The organism is Lapidilactobacillus salsurivasis (genome assembly GCF_054785215.1).
On record NZ_BAAABI010000002.1, the window covers coordinates 13,051 to 31,555 of the forward strand.

At 50.7% G+C, this 18,505-nt stretch carries 18 protein-coding genes; 15 read left to right on the top strand and 3 right to left on the bottom strand.

Going from position 1 to position 18,505, the window contains the following annotated elements:
• Positions 1-10: 10 nt before the first annotated feature.
• The 9 genes from dnaK to ACYVSB_RS02075 all read left to right on the top strand — a co-directional run bounded on the left by dnaK (position 11) and on the right by ACYVSB_RS02075 (position 10,747).
• Positions 11-1,873, top strand: a complete 1,863-nt coding sequence (dnaK, locus tag ACYVSB_RS02035; protein WP_461218235.1) for a molecular chaperone DnaK — start codon at positions 11-13, stop codon at positions 1,871-1,873.
• A gap of 282 nt (positions 1,874-2,155) precedes the next feature.
• Positions 2,156-3,304, top strand: coding sequence for a molecular chaperone DnaJ (gene dnaJ / locus ACYVSB_RS02040; RefSeq protein ID WP_461218236.1), 1,149 nt, complete (start codon positions 2,156-2,158; stop codon positions 3,302-3,304).
• A gap of 114 nt (positions 3,305-3,418) precedes the next feature.
• A complete protein-coding gene (locus tag ACYVSB_RS02045) occupies positions 3,419-3,919 on the top strand; it encodes an NUDIX hydrolase (RefSeq protein WP_461218237.1) in 501 nt (166 codons plus the stop codon).
• 210 nt (positions 3,920-4,129) lie between these two features.
• On the top strand, positions 4,130-4,384 hold the full coding sequence (locus tag ACYVSB_RS02050) for a hypothetical protein (RefSeq protein ID WP_461218238.1): 255 nt from the start codon (positions 4,130-4,132) through the stop codon (positions 4,382-4,384).
• A gap of 147 nt (positions 4,385-4,531) precedes the next feature.
• The gene (locus ACYVSB_RS02055) at positions 4,532-4,795 is read left to right on the top strand and encodes a hypothetical protein (protein WP_461218239.1); all 264 of its coding nucleotides are present in this window, start codon (positions 4,532-4,534) and stop codon (positions 4,793-4,795) included.
• Between the two features lie 103 nt (positions 4,796-4,898).
• Entirely contained in the window at positions 4,899-6,737 is a 1,839-nt protein-coding gene (gene lepA, locus ACYVSB_RS02060) for a translation elongation factor 4 (RefSeq protein WP_461218240.1), read from the top strand.
• Positions 6,738-6,772: 35 nt separating this feature from the next.
• Positions 6,773-7,438, top strand: coding sequence for a class A sortase (locus tag ACYVSB_RS02065; RefSeq protein WP_461218241.1), 666 nt, complete (start codon positions 6,773-6,775; stop codon positions 7,436-7,438).
• Positions 7,439-7,629: 191 nt separating this feature from the next.
• A complete protein-coding gene (gene recJ / locus ACYVSB_RS02070) occupies positions 7,630-10,161 on the top strand; it encodes a single-stranded-DNA-specific exonuclease RecJ (RefSeq protein WP_461218496.1) in 2,532 nt (843 codons plus the stop codon).
• A gap of 49 nt (positions 10,162-10,210) precedes the next feature.
• On the top strand, positions 10,211-10,747 hold the full coding sequence (locus ACYVSB_RS02075; protein ID WP_125596152.1) for an adenine phosphoribosyltransferase: 537 nt from the start codon (positions 10,211-10,213) through the stop codon (positions 10,745-10,747).
• A 181-nt stretch (positions 10,748-10,928) separates the two neighbouring features.
• Here the strand turns inward: ACYVSB_RS02075 and ACYVSB_RS02080 are convergent, their stop codons facing one another.
• Positions 10,929-11,342 carry a hypothetical protein gene (locus ACYVSB_RS02080; protein WP_461218242.1) on the bottom strand — a complete coding sequence of 138 codons (414 nt, stop codon included), beginning with the start codon at positions 11,340-11,342 and terminating at the stop codon, positions 10,929-10,931.
• Between the two features lie 230 nt (positions 11,343-11,572).
• Here ACYVSB_RS02080 and ACYVSB_RS02085 point away from each other — a divergent pair, with 230 nt between their 5' ends.
• The 3 genes from ACYVSB_RS02085 to ACYVSB_RS02095 all read left to right on the top strand — a co-directional run bounded on the left by ACYVSB_RS02085 (position 11,573) and on the right by ACYVSB_RS02095 (position 14,015).
• Positions 11,573-12,478, top strand: a complete 906-nt coding sequence (locus ACYVSB_RS02085; RefSeq protein ID WP_461218243.1) for a M15 family metallopeptidase — start codon at positions 11,573-11,575, stop codon at positions 12,476-12,478.
• A 148-nt stretch (positions 12,479-12,626) separates the two neighbouring features.
• Complete coding sequence (locus ACYVSB_RS02090; RefSeq protein ID WP_461218244.1) at positions 12,627-13,319, top strand: Bax inhibitor-1/YccA family protein; 693 nt, start codon at positions 12,627-12,629, stop codon at positions 13,317-13,319.
• Positions 13,320-13,460: 141 nt separating this feature from the next.
• Positions 13,461-14,015 (top strand): P-loop NTPase family protein, encoded by a 555-nt coding sequence (locus ACYVSB_RS02095; protein WP_461218245.1) that lies wholly within the window; start codon positions 13,461-13,463, stop codon positions 14,013-14,015.
• A gap of 26 nt (positions 14,016-14,041) precedes the next feature.
• Here ACYVSB_RS02095 and ACYVSB_RS02100 read toward each other — a convergent pair whose 3' ends face one another.
• Together ACYVSB_RS02100 and ACYVSB_RS02105 are read right to left on the bottom strand one after the other, a co-directional pair.
• Positions 14,042-14,596 carry a chromate transporter gene (locus ACYVSB_RS02100; protein ID WP_461218246.1) on the bottom strand — a complete coding sequence of 185 codons (555 nt, stop codon included), beginning with the start codon at positions 14,594-14,596 and terminating at the stop codon, positions 14,042-14,044.
• Positions 14,597-15,142, bottom strand: coding sequence for a chromate transporter (locus ACYVSB_RS02105; RefSeq protein ID WP_461218247.1), 546 nt, complete (start codon positions 15,140-15,142; stop codon positions 14,597-14,599). It lies immediately after the preceding gene.
• Between the two features lie 97 nt (positions 15,143-15,239).
• Between ACYVSB_RS02105 and ACYVSB_RS02110 the strand changes: the two genes are divergently transcribed.
• From ACYVSB_RS02110 to ACYVSB_RS02120, 3 genes are all read left to right on the top strand, one after another.
• Entirely contained in the window at positions 15,240-16,121 is an 882-nt protein-coding gene (locus tag ACYVSB_RS02110) for a LysR family transcriptional regulator (protein WP_125596130.1), read from the top strand.
• Positions 16,122-16,329: 208 nt separating this feature from the next.
• Positions 16,330-16,983: an MIP/aquaporin family protein gene (locus ACYVSB_RS02115; protein ID WP_461218248.1), complete on the top strand. Its 654-nt coding sequence runs from the start codon at positions 16,330-16,332 to the stop codon at positions 16,981-16,983.
• A gap of 483 nt (positions 16,984-17,466) precedes the next feature.
• On the top strand, positions 17,467-18,432 hold the full coding sequence (locus tag ACYVSB_RS02120; RefSeq protein ID WP_461218249.1) for a DUF4373 domain-containing protein: 966 nt from the start codon (positions 17,467-17,469) through the stop codon (positions 18,430-18,432).
• Positions 18,433-18,505: the final 73 nt, after the last annotated feature.

Here is an 18,505-nt window from a genome sequence, read left to right on the forward strand (position 1 = left end):
GTAATTCAATATGGCAAAAGTTATTGGGATCGACTTAGGGACAACCAACTCTGCAGTTGCAGTCCTTGAAGGCGGCAAACCAAAAATCATTACAAACCCAGAAGGCAATCGGACGACTCCATCTGTCGTGGCTTTCAAAGACGGTGAAATCCAAGTTGGTGAAGTTGCCAAGCGGCAAGCGATCACCAACCCTGATACAATTTCTTCGATCAAACGTCATATGGGCGAGGCTGGCTACAAAGTCTCAGCTAATGGCAAGGAATACACCCCACAAGAAATTTCCGCGATGATCTTGCAGTACATCAAGAAATTCTCTGAGGACTATCTTGGCGAAACTGTGACAGACGCGGTCATTACGGTGCCTGCTTACTTCAACGACAGCCAACGTCAGGCCACTAAAGACGCTGGGAAGATCGCCGGCTTGAATGTGCAACGGATCATCAACGAACCAACGGCCAGCGCTTTGGCTTATGGCCTTGATAAAGGCGACGCTGACGAGAAAGTTTTAGTTTATGACCTTGGTGGTGGGACTTTTGACGTGTCCATCTTGGAATTAGGCGACGGTGTTTTCCAAGTTCTGTCCACGAACGGTGACACTCGTTTAGGTGGCGATGACTTTGATAACAAGATCATCGACTGGCTTGTCGCCCAATTCAAAAAGGCGAATGGCATCGACTTGTCTCAAGACAAGATGGCGATGCAACGCTTGAAGGACGCTGCTGAAAAGGCCAAGAAAGACTTGTCTGGCGTTAGCCAAACCTCGATCAGCTTGCCATTTATTTCTGCCGGCGCTAATGGACCTTTACACTTGGAAGAAACTTTGACCCGGGCACAATTCGACCAATTGACCGCTGATTTAGTTGAAAAAACTCGGATCCCCGTTGAAAACGCCATGCGTGACGCTGGTTTAAGCAACGCGGATATTGATAAAGTTATTTTAAATGGTGGCTCAACTCGGATCCCAGCTGTTCAAGATGCCGTTAAGAGCTGGACAGGCAAGGAACCAGACCATTCGATCAACCCTGACGAAGCCGTTGCCATTGGCGCGGCGATCCAAGGTGGCGTGATCGCTGGTGATGTGAAGGACGTTGTCTTGCTTGACGTCACGCCATTATCATTGGGGATCGAAACTATGGGTGGTGTCTTCACCAAGTTGATCGATCGGAACACGACGATCCCAACTTCCAAGTCACAAACCTTCTCCACGGCCGCTGATAATCAACCTGCTGTTGACATCCACGTGCTCCAAGGCGAACGGCCAATGGCAGCTGACGACAAGACTTTGGGTCGTTTCCAATTAACGGATATTCCAGCTGCACCTCGGGGCGTCCCACAAATCCAAGTGACTTTCGATATCGACCGTAACGGGATCGTTAACGTTTCCGCGAAGGATATGGGCACTGGCAAGGAACAAAAGATCACCATCAAGAGTTCATCAGGCTTGTCCGACGAAGAAATCGAGCGGATGAAGAAAGAAGCCGACGAGAACGCTGAAGAAGATAAGAAGCGTAAGGAAGAAGTTGACTTGAAGAACGATGTTGACCAATTACTCTTCCAAACTGAAAAGACTTTAGGCGAACTCAAAGGCAAGGTTTCTGACGAAGAAATCAAGCAAGCTGAAGACGCTCGTGACGCTTTGAAGAAGGCGCAAGAAGCCAATGACACTGAAGCGATGAAGACTAAGCGTGACGAATTAAGCAAGGTCGTTCAAGACTTAACGGTCAAACTTTACCAACAAGCTCAAGAAGCGCAGCAAGCACAAGGCGACGCTGCCAAGGGTGACGAAGGTAAAGGCGCTGACGATCAAGGCAAGGGCGACGACAACGGCACAGTTGACGGTGACTTTGAAGAAGTCGATAAAGACAAGAAATAAGCAACCAGCGCAACCAACAGCGTGATGAGTAAAAAAGTGGCAAAGAGCACCAGTCTGTTTGCTACCAAGGGAGATTGGGTCGTTGATCCAATCTCTTTTTGATGGCAGGCGGCGGTGGTGGCAAAATCTGTGTCCCGACGCTGCCAGTGAAGTGGCGGATCAACGCAGGAAGCAATTACCGGGCATGGTCTGATCACCTCAAGCTGCTTGTCGCGCTCTCTTGTTTATGCTACAATTTTTGATGTGTATTAATTCGACGAATGGTCGATAAGGAGGAAAATAATGGCAGACGATCAGGACTTTTATGATGTTCTTGGTTTGCAGAAAGACGCATCCGACGCAGATATCAAAAAAGCTTATCGACAATTATCCAAAAAGTATCATCCCGATATCAACAAGGCTCCAGATGCCGAAGCGAAGTTTAAAAAAATCAATGAGGCCTATGAAACCCTTTCCGATCCCCAACAGCGGTCGGCCTACGATCAATACGGTAAAGCCGGGATGGATGGGGCATTTCAAGGCGGCGGCAATCCTTTCGGTGGTGGCGGTTATGGCCAAGCTAGCGGCGGCTTTGGTGATTTCGGGGACATCTTCAGTCAGTTCTTCGGTGGCGGCGGCTCCCGCGCCAATAGCGCCACCGCTCCGCGTCAAGGCGCCGATTTGCAATATCGGATGGATCTGAAATTTGAAGAAGCGATTTTTGGCAAAGAAACGGATATTAGCTATAATCGTGAGGCCAATTGTCACACCTGTAACGGGAGTGGCGCTAAGCCTGGTACTCAGCCGATCACTTGTCCCAAGTGTCATGGCACTGGCTTTATGGAAGTTGAGCAGCAATCACCGCTGGGTCGCATTCGGACACGGGTCAACTGTGATCGTTGCGGCGGCAAAGGTAAGATCGTTGAGAACCCTTGCCCAACTTGTCACGGCACCGGCAAAGAGAAACAAAGTCATCAGGTCAAAGTCACGATTCCCGCCGGCATCGAGGACGGCCAACAAATGCGCTTGGAAGGTCAAGGTGAGGCTGGCGAGAACGGTGGCCCTTATGGCGATCTTTACATTGTCTTCCGCGTGGCGCCAAGTGATAAATTTGAACGTGACGGCGCGGAGATCTTCGTGACGATTCCGATCAGTTTTCCCCAGGCGGCTTTAGGCGATGAACTCGAGGTGGACACGGTTCACGGACCCGTCAAGCTGAAGGTGCCAGCAGGAACCCAATCCGGCACGAAATTCCGGTTGAAAGGCAAGGGCGCGCCACGTTTGCACAGCAAGACCAACGGCGATGAAACCGTCACCCTTAACGTGGTGACCCCGAAACGCTTGAATGACAAGCAGAAGAACGCGTTGAAAGATTTCGTGATTGCCAGTGGTGACAAGATCGATCCGCAAAAAGGCGATTTTTTCAGCCGCTTTAAAGAGAAGTTTCAATAACATTTGGCGCGGTCGGCGTTGGTCAAATCGACGAACCATCATTGAGTGAAGCGAGCTGTCTAGCTCAAGCTCCATAAGCTTCCTTGAAAAATAAGTAGGAGGCGGCTGTTGATCATGGCAGTAAATTATCATCTTGCGTTTGGTGTTTATGGCATCATTGGCGATCAAACGTCGCTGGTCGTGATCAAGAAAAATGGGGGACCTTACATCAACCGTTTTGATCTCCCCGGTGGTAGTCTGGAAGATGGCGAGTCATTGGACCACGCGATTCTCCGCGAGATCACTGAAGAAACGGCGCTCCAGCCCTTGAGTCTGAACCAACTGGGCGTGACTTCCTTCAAATATCCTTGGGACTATCAAGATTTTCACTGGAATCAGCACATTTGTGTCTTTTATCGGATCAATGAAGTGACCGGTCAAGTCGCGGCGAAGGTCGATCAGTTTATCGGACAGGATTCTTTGGGAGCCGTGCGGGTCAACTTGGCCGCTTTGAACTTAGCAAATGCGTCACCATTGGTTTTAAAAGCCAAAGACTATTTACAAAATGGCCAAAAGTTTACGCCAGCCGATACTAGCTATGCTACTTGGCAAGTTCTCAGCCAGCCAGTATTCTAGCGCGAACGCCAAGGCCAAGGGCTAATACCAATCATAAAATCAAAAACAAGTGGGTCGCAATGGCGTCCAGAGGCAACTTGTCCATTAACAAGCTGATCCCCGGGCCAGTGTCCCGCTTTTTTTGGTTGGAGTTTAGTTGGTGACGTTGGTTTGGGCGGGGACGCAACCGGCTGGGACTGCTGTTGCGGACTGGAACGTGGTGGGCATCGTTTGAAGCCAATTCCAAAAGCGGGAATTGTCTTCAAATCGAGCCTTGTCCTAAGCGGCAAAGCCGCCAAGGACAATTTCACCACTGAGCCGCGCAGTCCCAGCCGGTTGCTGAACAGAATTGAGCCTATCTGCAATCGAAGTGGGGAATCTGACGAAGTGCTTTTGCAAGCAAGCTGTCAAAACGATCGCCCCTTTTTTGGTGGTACGGCAACAGCAACTGATGCGGATTATAGCTGGTTGGTACAGCTTGCGTAGGCTAGAAATCTTTACCAGTTCCGTCAACAATCGTTGGTAGGAAACCGACCGAATTAGCCGATTCATCCAGAACTTGCCTCAGTTCATCAGGCAAATTGTACTGGTGTCACCAATTCAAAACTGGTAACCACTAGCCATGGTCGTCAAGTGCGTGATTCCCCATCAATTGGCGATAGCTCGCCAGATGGCGTGAGCGCTCAAACGGCTGTTATAACGTTGAGCAGCTGGAGCGGAGAAATTCGGGGTGAGATCGCCGTGAGATTGTCCTTGGCGGCTCTGCCGCTTAGGACAAGGCCTGATTTTGAGACAAGCCGCGCACTTTGCGGATTGGCTCAAAACAGCGCCCACAGCGAGCTCACCCCGAATTTCGCAGCGCAAGCCGCGGACATGATACTTGACATGACCAAATGAAGCTTCAAACAGCAAGCAGGCAAGTAGTGAGTGACGACTAGTCGCACTCGCGGGCAATTTTTGTTATAATTTACTGAGAAGAAACGAGTTAGGTGCGAAGAAAATGACACGAGAAGAAATGTTAGAACGACAAAAGCATATCCGCAATTTTTCGATTGTAGCTCATATCGATCATGGTAAATCAACGATTGCGGATCGAATCCTTGAGCTGACGGATACGGTGGCGCCGCGGGAAATGCAGGCTCAACTCCTAGACAATATGGACCTAGAACGGGAGCGGGGCATTACCATCAAGCTCAACGCCGTGGAACTCCATTATCAGGCGCAAGATGGTCAAACGTATATTTTCCACTTGATCGATACGCCAGGACACGTGGATTTCTCCTATGAGGTTTCCCGGTCGCTGGCGGCCTGTGAAGGGGCGGTTCTGGTGGTTGACGCTGCGCAAGGTGTGGAAGCCCAAACCTTGGCCAACGTTTATTTGGCGCTGGATAACGATCTGGAGATTTTACCGGTCATCAATAAGATCGATTTGCCTTCTGCCGATCCTGATCGGGTCAAAGAAGAAATCGAGGACATGATCGGGATCGATGCCAGCGAGGCGGTTTTGACCAGCGCGAAAGTTGGTACTGGGATTCCCGAATTGTTGGAGCGGATCGTGACCGATATTCCAGCGCCGACTGGTGATCCGGAAGCGCCACTGAAGGCCCTGATCTTCGATTCTGTCTATGACAGTTATCGGGGCGTGGTGCTGAGTGTGCGGGTGGTTGATGGCACCGTCAAGCCCGGTGACAAAATCAAGCTGATGAGCCATGGCCATGAGTATGAGGTGACCGAGGTTGGCGTGATGTCACCGAAAGCCGTCCAACGCGATGTGCTGTTGGCGGGGGATGTGGGTTATTTGACCGCCGCGATCAAATCTGTTCAGGAAACTGATGTGGGTGATACGATCACCTCCGCGGCGCGACCGGCGGCCAAGGCATTGCCAGGCTACCGCAAGATCCAACCGATGGTGTATTCGGGGATGTATCCAGTGGATAACGCCAAATACAACGATCTCCGCGAAGCCTTGGAAAAGTTGCGCTTGAATGATGCCGCCTTGGATTTCGAGCCTGAAACGTCACAAGCGTTAGGGTTCGGTTTTCGCTGTGGCTTCTTAGGCTTGCTGCACATGGATGTGGTTCAGGAGCGGTTGGAGCGGGAATTCAATTTGGATTTGATCATGACCGCGCCTTCTGTGGATTACCATGTGGTGTTGACGGATGGGACCGAGCAGGTGATCGACAACCCGGCAGCGTTGCCAGAAGTTTCTGAAATCAAGGAAGTGCGCGAACCTTATGTGAAGGCGGAAATCATGGTGCCCAACGAATATGTTGGCGCGGTGATGGAACTCTGTCAGCGTAAGCGTGGCGAATTTGTCACGATGGACTACTTGGACACATATCGGGTCAATGTCATCTATCAAATGCCACTTTCCGAGATCATTTACGATTTCTTTGATGACCTGAAGTCCAACACCAAGGGTTACGCCTCGCTGGATTATGAAATCAGTGGCTATCGCGCCAGTGATCTGGTCAAAATGGACATCCTCTTGAATGGCGAAGGCGTCGACGCGTTAAGCTTCATTGTTCACCGTGATTTCGCCTTCGAACGGGGCCGTTTGATCGTCACCCGGCTCAAAGAGGTGATTCCGCGGCAACAATTCGAGGTGCCAATCCAAGCGGCCATTGGCAATAAAATCATTGCCCGCGCGACGATCAAGGCCTATCGGAAGAACGTTTTGGCGAAATGTTACGGTGGTGACATCACGCGGAAGCGGAAATTGTTAGAGAAGCAAAAAGCCGGTAAGAAACGGATGAAGGCGATTGGGAATGTGGAAGTGCCGCAGGAAGCCTTTATGACGATCTTGCAGCTTAATGATGACGATATCAAAGGTAAGTAGGGTCCAAGTTTTTTGACAGGTGGGGGGTCCAACCAGTGAAAAAGAAATTTAAAGTTGTTGGTCTGATTTTGTTGTTGCTGGTGTCCTTGACGCTGATTTTTAACCAACAGATCAAAGACCAGGCCATCAAATGGATGTCCAATAATCGCACGGAACAAGTGACCAAGAAATCGATCAAGCAAGCCAAGAATGTTAAGGGTGAGTTCGATTTCTCCAAGGTGAAAAGCATTGATACGACTCAAGTGGCCAAAGCGGCGATCGATCCCGACCCCGTTGGCGCCTTGGGCAAAATCGCGATTCCCAGCGTGAATTTGTACTTGCCGATTTTCAAGGGGCTTAGTGACACCGCGCTATCCTCTGGCGCGGGGACGATGAAGGCGGATCAGGAGATGGGGCAGGGCAATTACGCCTTGGCTGGTCACTATATGACGAATAAAGGTATTCTCTTCTCGCCGATCGCCCAAACGCAAGTGGGTCAGTTGATTTATTTGACCGATCTGGAGAATGTCTACACTTATAAGATCACCAGCAAAGCGGTGATCAAGCCTGAAGCGGTCACGGTCATTGATGATCGCGCTGGGGAGAAGATCGTCACCTTGATTACCTGCGCGGATGGCGGCGCTAATCGTTGGGCGGTCCAAGGCGCGTTGCAGAGTGTAAAGGCCGCAACTAAAACAGCCATGCAAGTCTTCGCCCACTAGGATAGCGTTGGGGTGAGCGAACTGGATATTCTAGCCGGATGTTCAGAAGAATAGCGCTAAGAATGACCGTTAAGTTTGTGCTCAGAGACTTTGGCTGGCTGGTTTTCTAGCCGGACATCCATCGGCTGGTCAGCAGGGAATGGGTCCGAGCGAAGCCGCGGTAACGGTGCGCTGGAAAAATGTCGAAAGTGATGGGGTTTGATTTTTTGCAAGATAAGTGGACAGCACCAAAAAAACTGGATCAAGCTGAGGTGGCCAATTTAGCAGCAGCCTTAAACTTACCGCCTTTGATCGTGGCAATCATAATGAGTCGGGGTCTAACCGATGCGGCTGGGATTCGGGCGTTTTTGAACGTGGATCTGAGTCAATTGACCACACCAGATCATTTTCATGACTTGGACCGGGCGGTGGTGCGGATCGAGCAGGCACTGGATAATAACGAGAAAATCACGGTTTACGGAGATTACGACGCGGATGGGGTTACCAGTGTGGCCATCCTTGTCGACACGTTTAGCGCGTTGGGCGTGGATGTGGACTATTATGTGCCCAGTCGCTTCAGCGATGGCTATGGCCCTAATCTGGCGCGTTATCAGGAGCTGGTTGCTCAAGGAACCAAGTTATTGATTACCGTGGACAATGGTATTACGGGTCTTGATGAAGTGGCTTATGCGCAAGCTCATGGTATGGACGTGATCATTACGGATCACCATGATTTGCCGGCTCAACTGCCAGAGGCCTATGCCATTGTGCATCCGCGACATCCGCAGTCAACCTGTGACTTTGGTTATTTTGCTGGTGCTGGGGTCGCTTTTTATTTGGCTTGGGGTCTATTAGGGGATATGCCAGTAGAGTTGCTGGATCTGGCTACGATCGGCACTATTGGTGATGTCATGCCGTTGGTCGCGGATAATCGTCTATTGGTGGCCGCAGGGATCAAACAGATCCAAGCGGATCCACGATTAGGACTGACCGCTTTGGCGGAACTTGCCAAGATCGATCTGACCCAGATCGACGCTCGTCAGATTGCCTTCGGAATCGTTCCGCGGCTGAATTCACTGGGGCGCGTGGGGAGCGCACGACCAGCCGTCGCCTTATTAACAACGTTCGATGATCAAGAAGCTGCTAAAATCGCCCAAGATGTTGAACAAACGAATCGGCAACGCCAAGATCTTGTGACGGAGGTTCTGGCTCAGGCCCAGGCGCAATTGGCCAATGAGCCAACACCTAAGGCAATCGTTGTCGCCGGCTCAGATTGGGCCGAGGGGGTCTTGGGAATCGTCGCCAGTCGGTTGGTCGATCAGTACCAGTGTCCCACTCTGGTTTTAAGCATCGCCGGAGAAACCGGCGTGGCCAAAGGTTCGGGTCGGTCAGTGGGGGAGTTCGACCTGTTTCAGGCCTTGGCTGACTACCAAACCCATTTTCAGAAGTTTGGAGGACATGCCGGGGCGGTGGGCTTATCGCTCGCTGCGACGGAAATCGCTGGATTACGGGAGCATTTGCAAAGCGCTGCCCAGTCGCAGACAACGGCCATTACGGCCACGAGCGGCTTGTCAGCTGATTATGCCTTGACCCCCACCGAGGCGGCCAGCTTAACACCAGAACTGATTGACCAACTGGCAACCATCCTCGGTCCCTTTGGTGAAAAAAATCCGGAACCCAATTTCATGTTTGATCAATTACCTTGGCAACAATGGCAGGCAATCGGTAAGGATCAACAAACCTTGAAAGGTATCTTGACACCGCAGATTGAGGCGTTGGCTTTTCGCGCAGGCAACTTAGCGCCCCGTTTACGCCAGGCAGGTAGTCAGGTCGCGCTGCTCGGTTCATTGGGTACGAATACGTGGCAAGGTCAAACCAAAGTTCAAATCATGATCAATGGGGTTCAGTTCCTGACCCCGGCGCCAGCGCCAAAACCAGCGCCAAAACCAGCGTCAGTTCAGCCGCAAGACTCACCTCAGCCGGCGAATCCAACAACGCCAACACCGACCACCACCAGATCGGCAGAGCCTTCAGCCATGTCAAGTCGCACCAGTGAGTCCCCAGCAGCCACTAGCGCCAAAACGCCCGGTCAGACCGACGCTTTGGCCAAGTACCAGACGGACCGCTGGCAATGGCCGCAGCAACAGTTTGAAGTTGTCGATTGTCGCCGCTTACAATTAGGGGCACAGATGCTTCAGCACCCTTGGACCTATATTTGCTTCGACGGCCGGCTTAGTCAGCGTCTTGGCCAACGTTATCAGCAGGTCAATTTCATTTCTCATCCAGACCAACTGACCACGCCTACCGCGGCGACGGTTTTCATCGATTTGCCCCGGCAAGTCAGCCAACTACAAGCCTATTTGCAGATTTTGCAAACGCCGCGGCTATATCTGCTGTTCTACACGGCACCCAAACGCCGCGAACAGTTGAAATTACAGATTCCCCAGCTGCGCGCCTTGTTGAAGGAAATCTATCAACAGCCCGCAATCGAGCAGCAACAACTACCCCAATTCGCCAAACACTGCCGTTTAACACCGGCGCAACTAGATTTTGGAATTAGGGTGTTTTCTGAGCTGAATTTTGTTAAAATGGATAAGGATCGCTTGGTGGCAAACCGACAAGCGGTCAAACAACCGTTGACCGCTTCGGCGACCTTCAGGCAACAACAAGCAATGCAACAGGCTTATCAGCAATTGGCGTTAGGCAGTTTACAACAAGTAGCCCGATTTCTTAAACAAGCCTGACCTGGTGAGCACGTTTTTCAAAAAGTACAGATAGATAAGGATGTAGAACATGACAGAGAAAGAAATCGATTTTCACGATTATATTGCCTCAGTTCCAGACTTTCCGGAGCCAGGAATCATCTTTCGCGATATTTCACCACTGATGGAAAATGGCCCTGCTTATGCGGCTGCCACAGCTAAAATTACCGCTTTTGCGAAAGAACACGGTGCAGAAATGATTTGTGGTCCTGAAGCACGGGGCTTTATCGTGGGGTGCCCAGTCGCGGATCGCCTGGGTATCGGCTTTGCGCCAGCTCGGAAGAAAGGTAAATTGCCCCGGGAAACCATTTCGGTGACCTATGATTTGGAATACGGGCAAGCCGAGTTGTTCATGCACAAAGACGCCGTGAAACCAGGCCAAAAAGTGCTGGTCGTAGACGACTTACTGGCGACCGGTGGGACCATCAAGGCGACCATCGATTTGGTTGAGCGTTTAGGTGGAATCGTTGTAGGGACAGCTTTCCTGATCGAATTGGTTGACTTAAAAGGCCGCGAGAAGATCAAAGATTACGATTTATTCACTTTGTTGCAATACGAGGGTAGCTAGATCGGTTCAACTTGGCCAATTTACCACAGGTTTAATGTTAGATCAGGCTGATCAACGCCAAAAATAGACGTGAATCTGATTAAAATCAGACGCACGTCTATTTGTTTTCAGAAAAATTTCTAAAAGCCGCTAAATAGTGCCAACTTTCTTGGCCAATGACAGCTTGATCACGGACCTAGTCTTAAGACCAAGGCTTAAAGCTACGGTCGGTATCACGATCCAGGGCGTAGGGTTGACGTTGTAAGCGGGCCTGGCGAATCTTCGCCAAACTCGGTGCCGGTTTGTGCCGATAGAGTAGCCAAACCAGCAAGGGCTCCAACAATAGAATGGCCAAACTAAGACCAACGACCCAATGGGCAGCATCACGCATTTGCTTGACTGTGAAATGAAGTGATAGTTGTTTTTCCAGGAATCGTTCAAAGCTTGTTAACTTGTTTTCATTTTTTTCATGGCGAACGAGTTGGTGCTGGTGGCTAGAAACGGTGACTAATGGCGTCTCCTCAGCCTGATGGTTGACGAAGTAGCCACCGACCAGGCAAAGCAGGATTGTTAGTACGAAAATGAGATAACTATTTTTCTTAAAGAAGGTTGACATTTGATTTGCACTCACTTACACAAAAAGTAATTTTCATTCTAGTATAACACTTATCTCAACAAAATGTATGCGCTTTTAGAAAAAGATGAACAAATTTGAAAAGGTCATTGCTTTTGATGGAAATATTTTCCTTGTGGTGACCAGAGTCGGTTGTCACCATACGCTTGGCAAGTTATAATAAGTGTCATAACATTCTGGACATGACTTGTCGCAAGCGGAGGCGAAGATCAGTGCATTCAAGGTATCGACAAAATAAATTGATTGTTTCATTCTGCACGGTTTTGCTCGGGCTCTTCGTGTTGCTGGGGATTGGGCTTTTGTTACACGATCATCAGCAACATCAAGTTTTCGCGTCCTTGGACATTCAGTTTTCTGCACGCGAGACCGTCCCTTATGGCGCCAAGATGACCAGTGCTGATTTGATTAATAAAATGACACCAGGGGCTCATTTGAAACAGGCGTCAAAGTTGAATACGAAGCGACCCGGTCGGCAAGAATTGACCTTTGTCATCAGTAAAAATGGGGTCGACAAGCAGGTCGCTCATCGCGTTGAAGTTCAAGCACCCGTGAAGCTTCGGCGTGTCAAGCCTTATCAACTGCCTAAGTCTGGTTCAGTCAAGGCCAGCTACTATCGCGATATTTTATTGGTCAATAAGACGCATCCGGTTCCGGAAACCTTTGGTGGTCCCAACGCTACTGCAGAGCAGGCTTTGTTGCATTTGCAAGATGCCGCGCGAAAAGCTGGATATCCAATGCCGCAATTATCTGGGTACCGAAGTTATGCCACGCAACAGCAACTCTATCAGGATTATGTCCAGCGAGATGGTGTTGCGGCGGCGGACCGCTATTCGTCGCGGCCAGGTTTCTCCGAGCACCAGACTGGCTTGGCTTATGATGTAGGCGAAATTGATGATCAGTATGGTCAGACCCCAGCTGGTCAATGGCTGGCCCAGCATTGTGCGGAATTCGGGTTCATTATTCGTTTTCCACAAGGTAAGGAAGCGGAGACCGGTTATCAATACGAACCTTGGCATATTCGTTATCTCGGCGCGACGGTTGCGCAGCAGATCATGACCAAGCAGATCACGCTGGAGGCTTACTTGGATCAAGTTGAGTTGCTGACGACAGGGTCGTGAGCTCGTTGACGGCCCCTTTGCTGGCGCAACGCGGGGCAATTTGCTGAAGTCGTTGGCACTAAAGACTGATTACTTTGACGGTGGCTATGTTATAATGTAAGCAACCGTTTTTATTTGGAATTTTTTATTTAATGTTGGAGGTAATGGTATGCAACAACCTGAAATCGTGAAAGACGATGGTCTGAAACGTTTCTTCAATCAAGTTTATGGTTATATGGCACTGGGCGTCGGCGTGACTGCAGGCGTGGCGTTCGTCTTAAATATGTTCTTTAAAAGCACCGTCATCACGATTTTAAATAATTATAGTTGGCTGATGTGGGTGGTTTTCGCCGGCGAGTTGTTGATGGTGATTTCCTTAAGCCGCGCGGCACTGAAATCCAAGGCGCAGACCATGGCCTATTTTGTCCTTTACTCGGTTTTGCAAGGCCTGACCTTTACGATCATTCCGTGGGTTTATGACCTTGGCGCGATCACGGCGGCCTTCTTGACTGCCTTGGTGGTCTTCATCACCATGTCCCTGTACGGTCGTTTGACCACCAAACCGTTACACAAAATGGGGCGGATTGCCTTCATGGGTCTGATCGGGGTCTTGGCGGCGACGGTGATCAATATTTTCTTAGGCTCATCACAAATGGAATTCGTCTTGTCTTACGCCACCTTGATTGTTTTCATTATTTTGACGGCTTGGGACAACCAGAAACTAACCTTGATGTACCAGAACGCCACCGAAACGGGCAGTATTCCTGTGGAGAACTTGGCGATTTACGGTGCCTTGGAACTTTATCTGGACTTCATCAACTTGTTCTTGTCAATTTTACGGATCTTTTCACGAAACGATTGATCGTAGTGAAAACGTCCTCAACAAGAAAGCTGCAGTTGTCTGCGGCTTTTTTCTTGCAAATTAGTAGAAACAAGCTTGAAAATAGCTGAGTGTCATGGGATTTCCTGGCCCATCTGGGTACAGAAAAATGAGGAGAAATGAATGAAACTAATGTTGATCGGGTCACCTGGCAGTGGGAAGTCGACCTTGGCGCGCCAAATTCAGCGCGCGACTGGCTGGCCCTTAATGAATCTAGATTACTATTGGCATCAAACGGACTATTCGATGGTCGCGAAGAAGCACTTCGATTTTCAGCAAAATGAGTTCATGTTGACTCATCCTCATCACTGGATCATTGATGGCAATTATCGCGCCACCATGGGCACACGGATGCGCCACGCGGATGTGATCGTCTGGTTGCAGGTCCCGCGGGCGGTCGCCGTGCAGCGAGTCTTGGCGCGTTCCTATCAGACGCGGGTTCAGCACGAACAGCGCGCTGACATGGCGCCGGATTTCTCCGAGCACCTGGACCGAGAATATTGGGATTTTATCAAGTTTGTTTGGGGCTTTCCTCAACGCAATCGTCAGGCAATTCCTGAATTGGCCCACCGTTACGCGCCGCAAACGCCATTACTGCTGGTCAGTCAACGGGATAAGGCGGCGCTGCTGGCCAAAATTCAGGCGGGCACCTTGCTGGATTTTCCCGATCGCATTTAGCGCCGCCGCGGTTGCTGAGTCGCAAATCACCAATAATAGCTGAGCCAACCCACGACACCTGCTCCCAGCGTTAACCAAATTGGATTGATTTTGTAGTGGGCGTTGAGCCACAGGGCGGCTGCCATGATCAATAGATTCAAGGGATCCAGATGGAGTTGCCGCCATTGGCTGAGGTCGTCGATCCCCATGGTGGTACTGAGTAATAGGGAGAAGGCCACCGCGAAAATCAAACCGACGGAAACTTTTTTGACCGCTGTCAGCATTTGTGCCAAATAAGGGTTGCGGCGGATCAGCGCTTCACGGCGCATGAAGAGTGGCACCAGCACCATTGAGGGGACACAAACCGCCAAGGTTGCGACCAAGGCGCCCGGAAAGCCGGCGGTAATCTGCCCCAAATAAGTGGCGGAATTGATGGCAATCGGGCCGGGAATCAGGAGATCCAGCGCGTTCAAATCGGCATATTGCGCCATACTGAGCCCTAACTGGCGCATTTCGTTGAGCAGTAGGGATAACATGGCATAACCGCCGCCAAAGCCAAGCCAGCCGATTTTCAGAAACGTCCACCACAACCGTGTCAGCATTTACTTGGCCTCCTGTTGTTGCCGTCCGGCTTGGAGCAGCCCGCAAGCTAGCGCGCCTAGAATCAAGAGTGGGGCGCCCACCAAGTTGGTGATCGTCAGGGAAAATGCCGCAATGGCCAGCAACCAAGAGTACCGGTCGGTCAAATTATGCCGGGCCAGATCAAAGGCGGCCACGAAGAGAAACGAGGCGGAGGTGGCTCGGATGCCGGCCAAGGCGGTCATGACCGGTCCGGAGTTAGGCAAGACTTGATAAAGGATGGTTGCCGCTGACATCAGCACATAAGCGGGTAGAACCGCGCCCAGACCCGCTGCTAGCATGCCGCGGCGGCCGTTGATCTTGCGGCCGACGAAACAGGCGTTGGTCAGCGCGATCACACCAGGAAAGGTTTGAGCCAGGGTGCTGTATTCTAGCAAGGTCGCGCGACTGATGACCGAATGTTTCGTGCATAATTCTCGTTCGACCAAGGGCAGCATCGCCATCCCACCTGAAAAAGTCAGGCTCCCCGCCAGTAAATAAGTTTTGAATAAAAGCCAATTTTTTGACATCTGATCACTCCTTAAGTCCAGTGTAGCAGGTGGAAATGATAACCAAAAATACATCTTTAGTCATTCGGTCATATCAAAAAAGTTATGAGGTGCGTTAATGAATTTGCGTCAATTGCGTCTTTTTCTCAGTGTGTGCGAAACCAAATCCGTAACCCAAACGGGACACCGCTATTATCTGTCGCAACCGGCCGTCTCCAAGACAATCAGTCAGTTGGAGCAGGAACTGGGGTTGAACTTGTTTGATCGCGTTCGGGGTCAACTGGTCTTAAATCGCGACGGCCAAGCCTTCCGCCAGCAAGCCCAACAGTTGGTTCAGGCGCATCAAGACTTGGCTGATTTCAAGCAAACACGCCACCAACAAGCGCCGATCGCCTTGGGGCTGAGCTTGACCATTGGCACGCAAGCCCTGACACCAGCGCTGCAAAACTTCCAGCTCCAATATCCCCACACCCCTGTGAAAATATACGCGGAAAACGTGGATCAGATTCAGCAGCGACTACTCAACGGCGAGATCGACGTCGCTTTGATCGAGGGCTTCCGGACGAACGCCGCCATTGTGCGCCAGCCCTTGTCAAAATACCGCTTATTCTGTGTGGCCAGCCCACAGGCAACCTTTTGGCGGGAAACTTCTTGGACACCGGCCGAACTGGTGCAGGTGCCCTTATTGTTGCGCGAGCGGGGCAGTTCACTGCGGGATAGCTTCGACGCGCTGATGTGGCAGGCACATTTAGCCGTCACACCCATGATTGAAAGCGTCAATACCGAAGTGTTGATCAACGCGGCCTGTGGCGGGCTAGGCTTGACCGTGCTCCCAGAACCATTGTGTCAGCCTTACTTCGCCACTAACCAGTTGCAACGCCTGCAAGTCAACGCCCCGCAAATGAGCACGCAGAATTATGCGGTGACATTGAAGGACCGCTCTCAAACCGCCGCGGTTCAAGCTTTGATTGCTTGCTTTGCGGAACTGATGTTAGCTTGACCGGTGCACGCAAGCCGGCTTGATCAGATTGATCAAGTTGGTTTGACCGATTCTTGGACGTTTGGTCAGCGTCACAGGTGCTAATTGGTTGGCAAAAACTATTTATCATTCGAATAAGAAAATAGAAATGATTTTTCCAAGCGTTTTCTGGTCACTCTGGCTTCGGATACAGTATAATATAGCTATCTAAACGAAGAGGGTGTTGATCATGAAGAAATATTTGGCAGAGTTTATTGGGACGTTTATGCTGGTCTTCGTCGGAACTGGTTCGGTGGTTCTAGCGAAAGGCGATGCTTTGACGATTGGGTTGGCGTTTGGGCTGACGGTGACGGTGATGGCCTATTCCGTTGGCGCGATTTCCGGCGGGAATTTCAATCCCGCGATTTCCACGGCCTTGATGGTCAATGGGCGCTTATCGATCAAGGACGGCTGTAGTTACATTGTCGCGCAGTTTCTTGGCGCCACCGCCGCGTCAGGCATTGTCAAATGGTGGACGATTGGATTAGGCCAACCGGGAAATTCCTTGGGGCAGACCGATTTTCCTAAAGTCAACGCGGCCACGGCCTTTGTTGCCGAGACTTTGATTACATTTATTTTCGTCTTGGTGATCTTATTGGTGACCAGCCAAAAGTATAGCGCCGGTCAAATGGCGCCAGTGGCGATCGGGTTGACGCTGGGCTTGCTGATCATCACCGTGCTAAATGTCACCGGGGGCTCCTTGAATCCTGCGCGGAGTTTCGGCCCCGCGATCTTCGCTGGCGGTACTGCTCTGGCTCATTATTGGGTTTATCTGCTAGCGCCATTACTAGGTGGGGTGCTGGCGGCCTTTGCCGGACGAGCCTTAGGAACAGAAGAGGATTAAACTTCGCCTGCACGCGGGAGCGCTTAGCACTTGGCAGGTGACTGGGATGAGCATCAGAATTTGAGAACATTAAACACAATTTCAACGACTTGTACCGTCTGGCGTCATCAACGTTTTGGTGACGAGTCAGGATGGTACCGGTCGTTTTTTGTGGGTTTGGGTTCTGGGAAATTAGCCCATCTGCCTGAGAAACCCGATATTTGCTACGCTCCAAGGATTGATCGCGCATTAAATTTAATTTCGATTGCCGGAAACGTGCCGCTCAAACGTTACTAATAGTAGAGGAACCATTCCTCGAAAAACAGAGTGTATATCGACCTGCATAGCTTCTGAGCATTAGCCTAGCAATGGTTATGAAAGCTTGGTTGTGCTTTCGGAACCATTGTGTAGCTAAGCGGAGGGAGCTAGGTCGATGCACACGTTTCAAAATAATGAACGCGGGCTGAATTGAACCGTGTTTTGGCGAAGAAGGCAGGGAGAATCATGGCGCGACCGATTAAGAAGGGAATCGATTATTTCCCGTTAGATGTAAATTTCTTGCAAGATTTGAAGGTGCGTAAAGTTCGTCGGAGTTGTGGCGATCAGGCGCCGTTGATCCTGCTTTGCGTGCTGGCCCATGTGTATCAAGATGAGGGCTACTATTTGGCTTGGGATGAGGATGTTTGCTTTATGATCGCCGAAGATACGGGGGTCAGCGAGGAGCTGGTTTTGCATACGGTGGCACGCGCCGCGGCGGTGGGCTTCTTTGCCCAGCAGTTGTGGCAAGATCAAAGAATTCTGACATCCCATGGCATTCAGGCGCGCTATGCCAAGGCCGCCTATCAAAAAATGGACCATTCGCTGAGAGCCGACTTGGTTTTATTACCGGGAAACGTGCCGGCGGAGGCTGCCAATGTGCTAGCTCCTGACGAGAACAAGGTAAATCAGGTGATCAATCCCCAAAGTAAAGAAATAGCAAACCAGACCAAAAGAGAGTATCAGAAAAGTACTCGCGAAAGCAGCCCATCCGTTCCTAAAGTTGCTGATGATCAATCCAGTGCCGTGCTTGCCGTTTCCAGCTTTAGCGGCAATCGCCAAGGCGCGGCTCAGCCCCAAACGGCCACCGCCCCAAGCTCACCTTTAGCGCAAGCGTTGGCCAAGGAACTGTTAGTGGCAATTCGCCAACATTTGCCGCGCTTACGTCAACCTGATCTCGGTACCTGGGCCGAAGTTTTCCAACAAATGTTGACGGTGGACCAACGTGCGGTTTCAGAATTGCGACAGCTGATTGCCTGGTCGCAGCAAGATTCCTTTTGGCAAAGCGTGATCTTGGATGCCAAAAAATTCCGCCAACATTTCGACCAAATGGCGGCCCAACAGCAGCGCCCCGCGCGATCGCAAGTGCCAACGAAGGCTCAGGTCATCATTCCCTCTTGGTTGCGGGAGCAGGAAGCGCAGGAAGCTCAGTAGAATCAATGAGATAATGAAGGTGCGCTTGATTTTTGGCGCGGGGTCCAGGGATTACCACAATGACGTTTCAGCC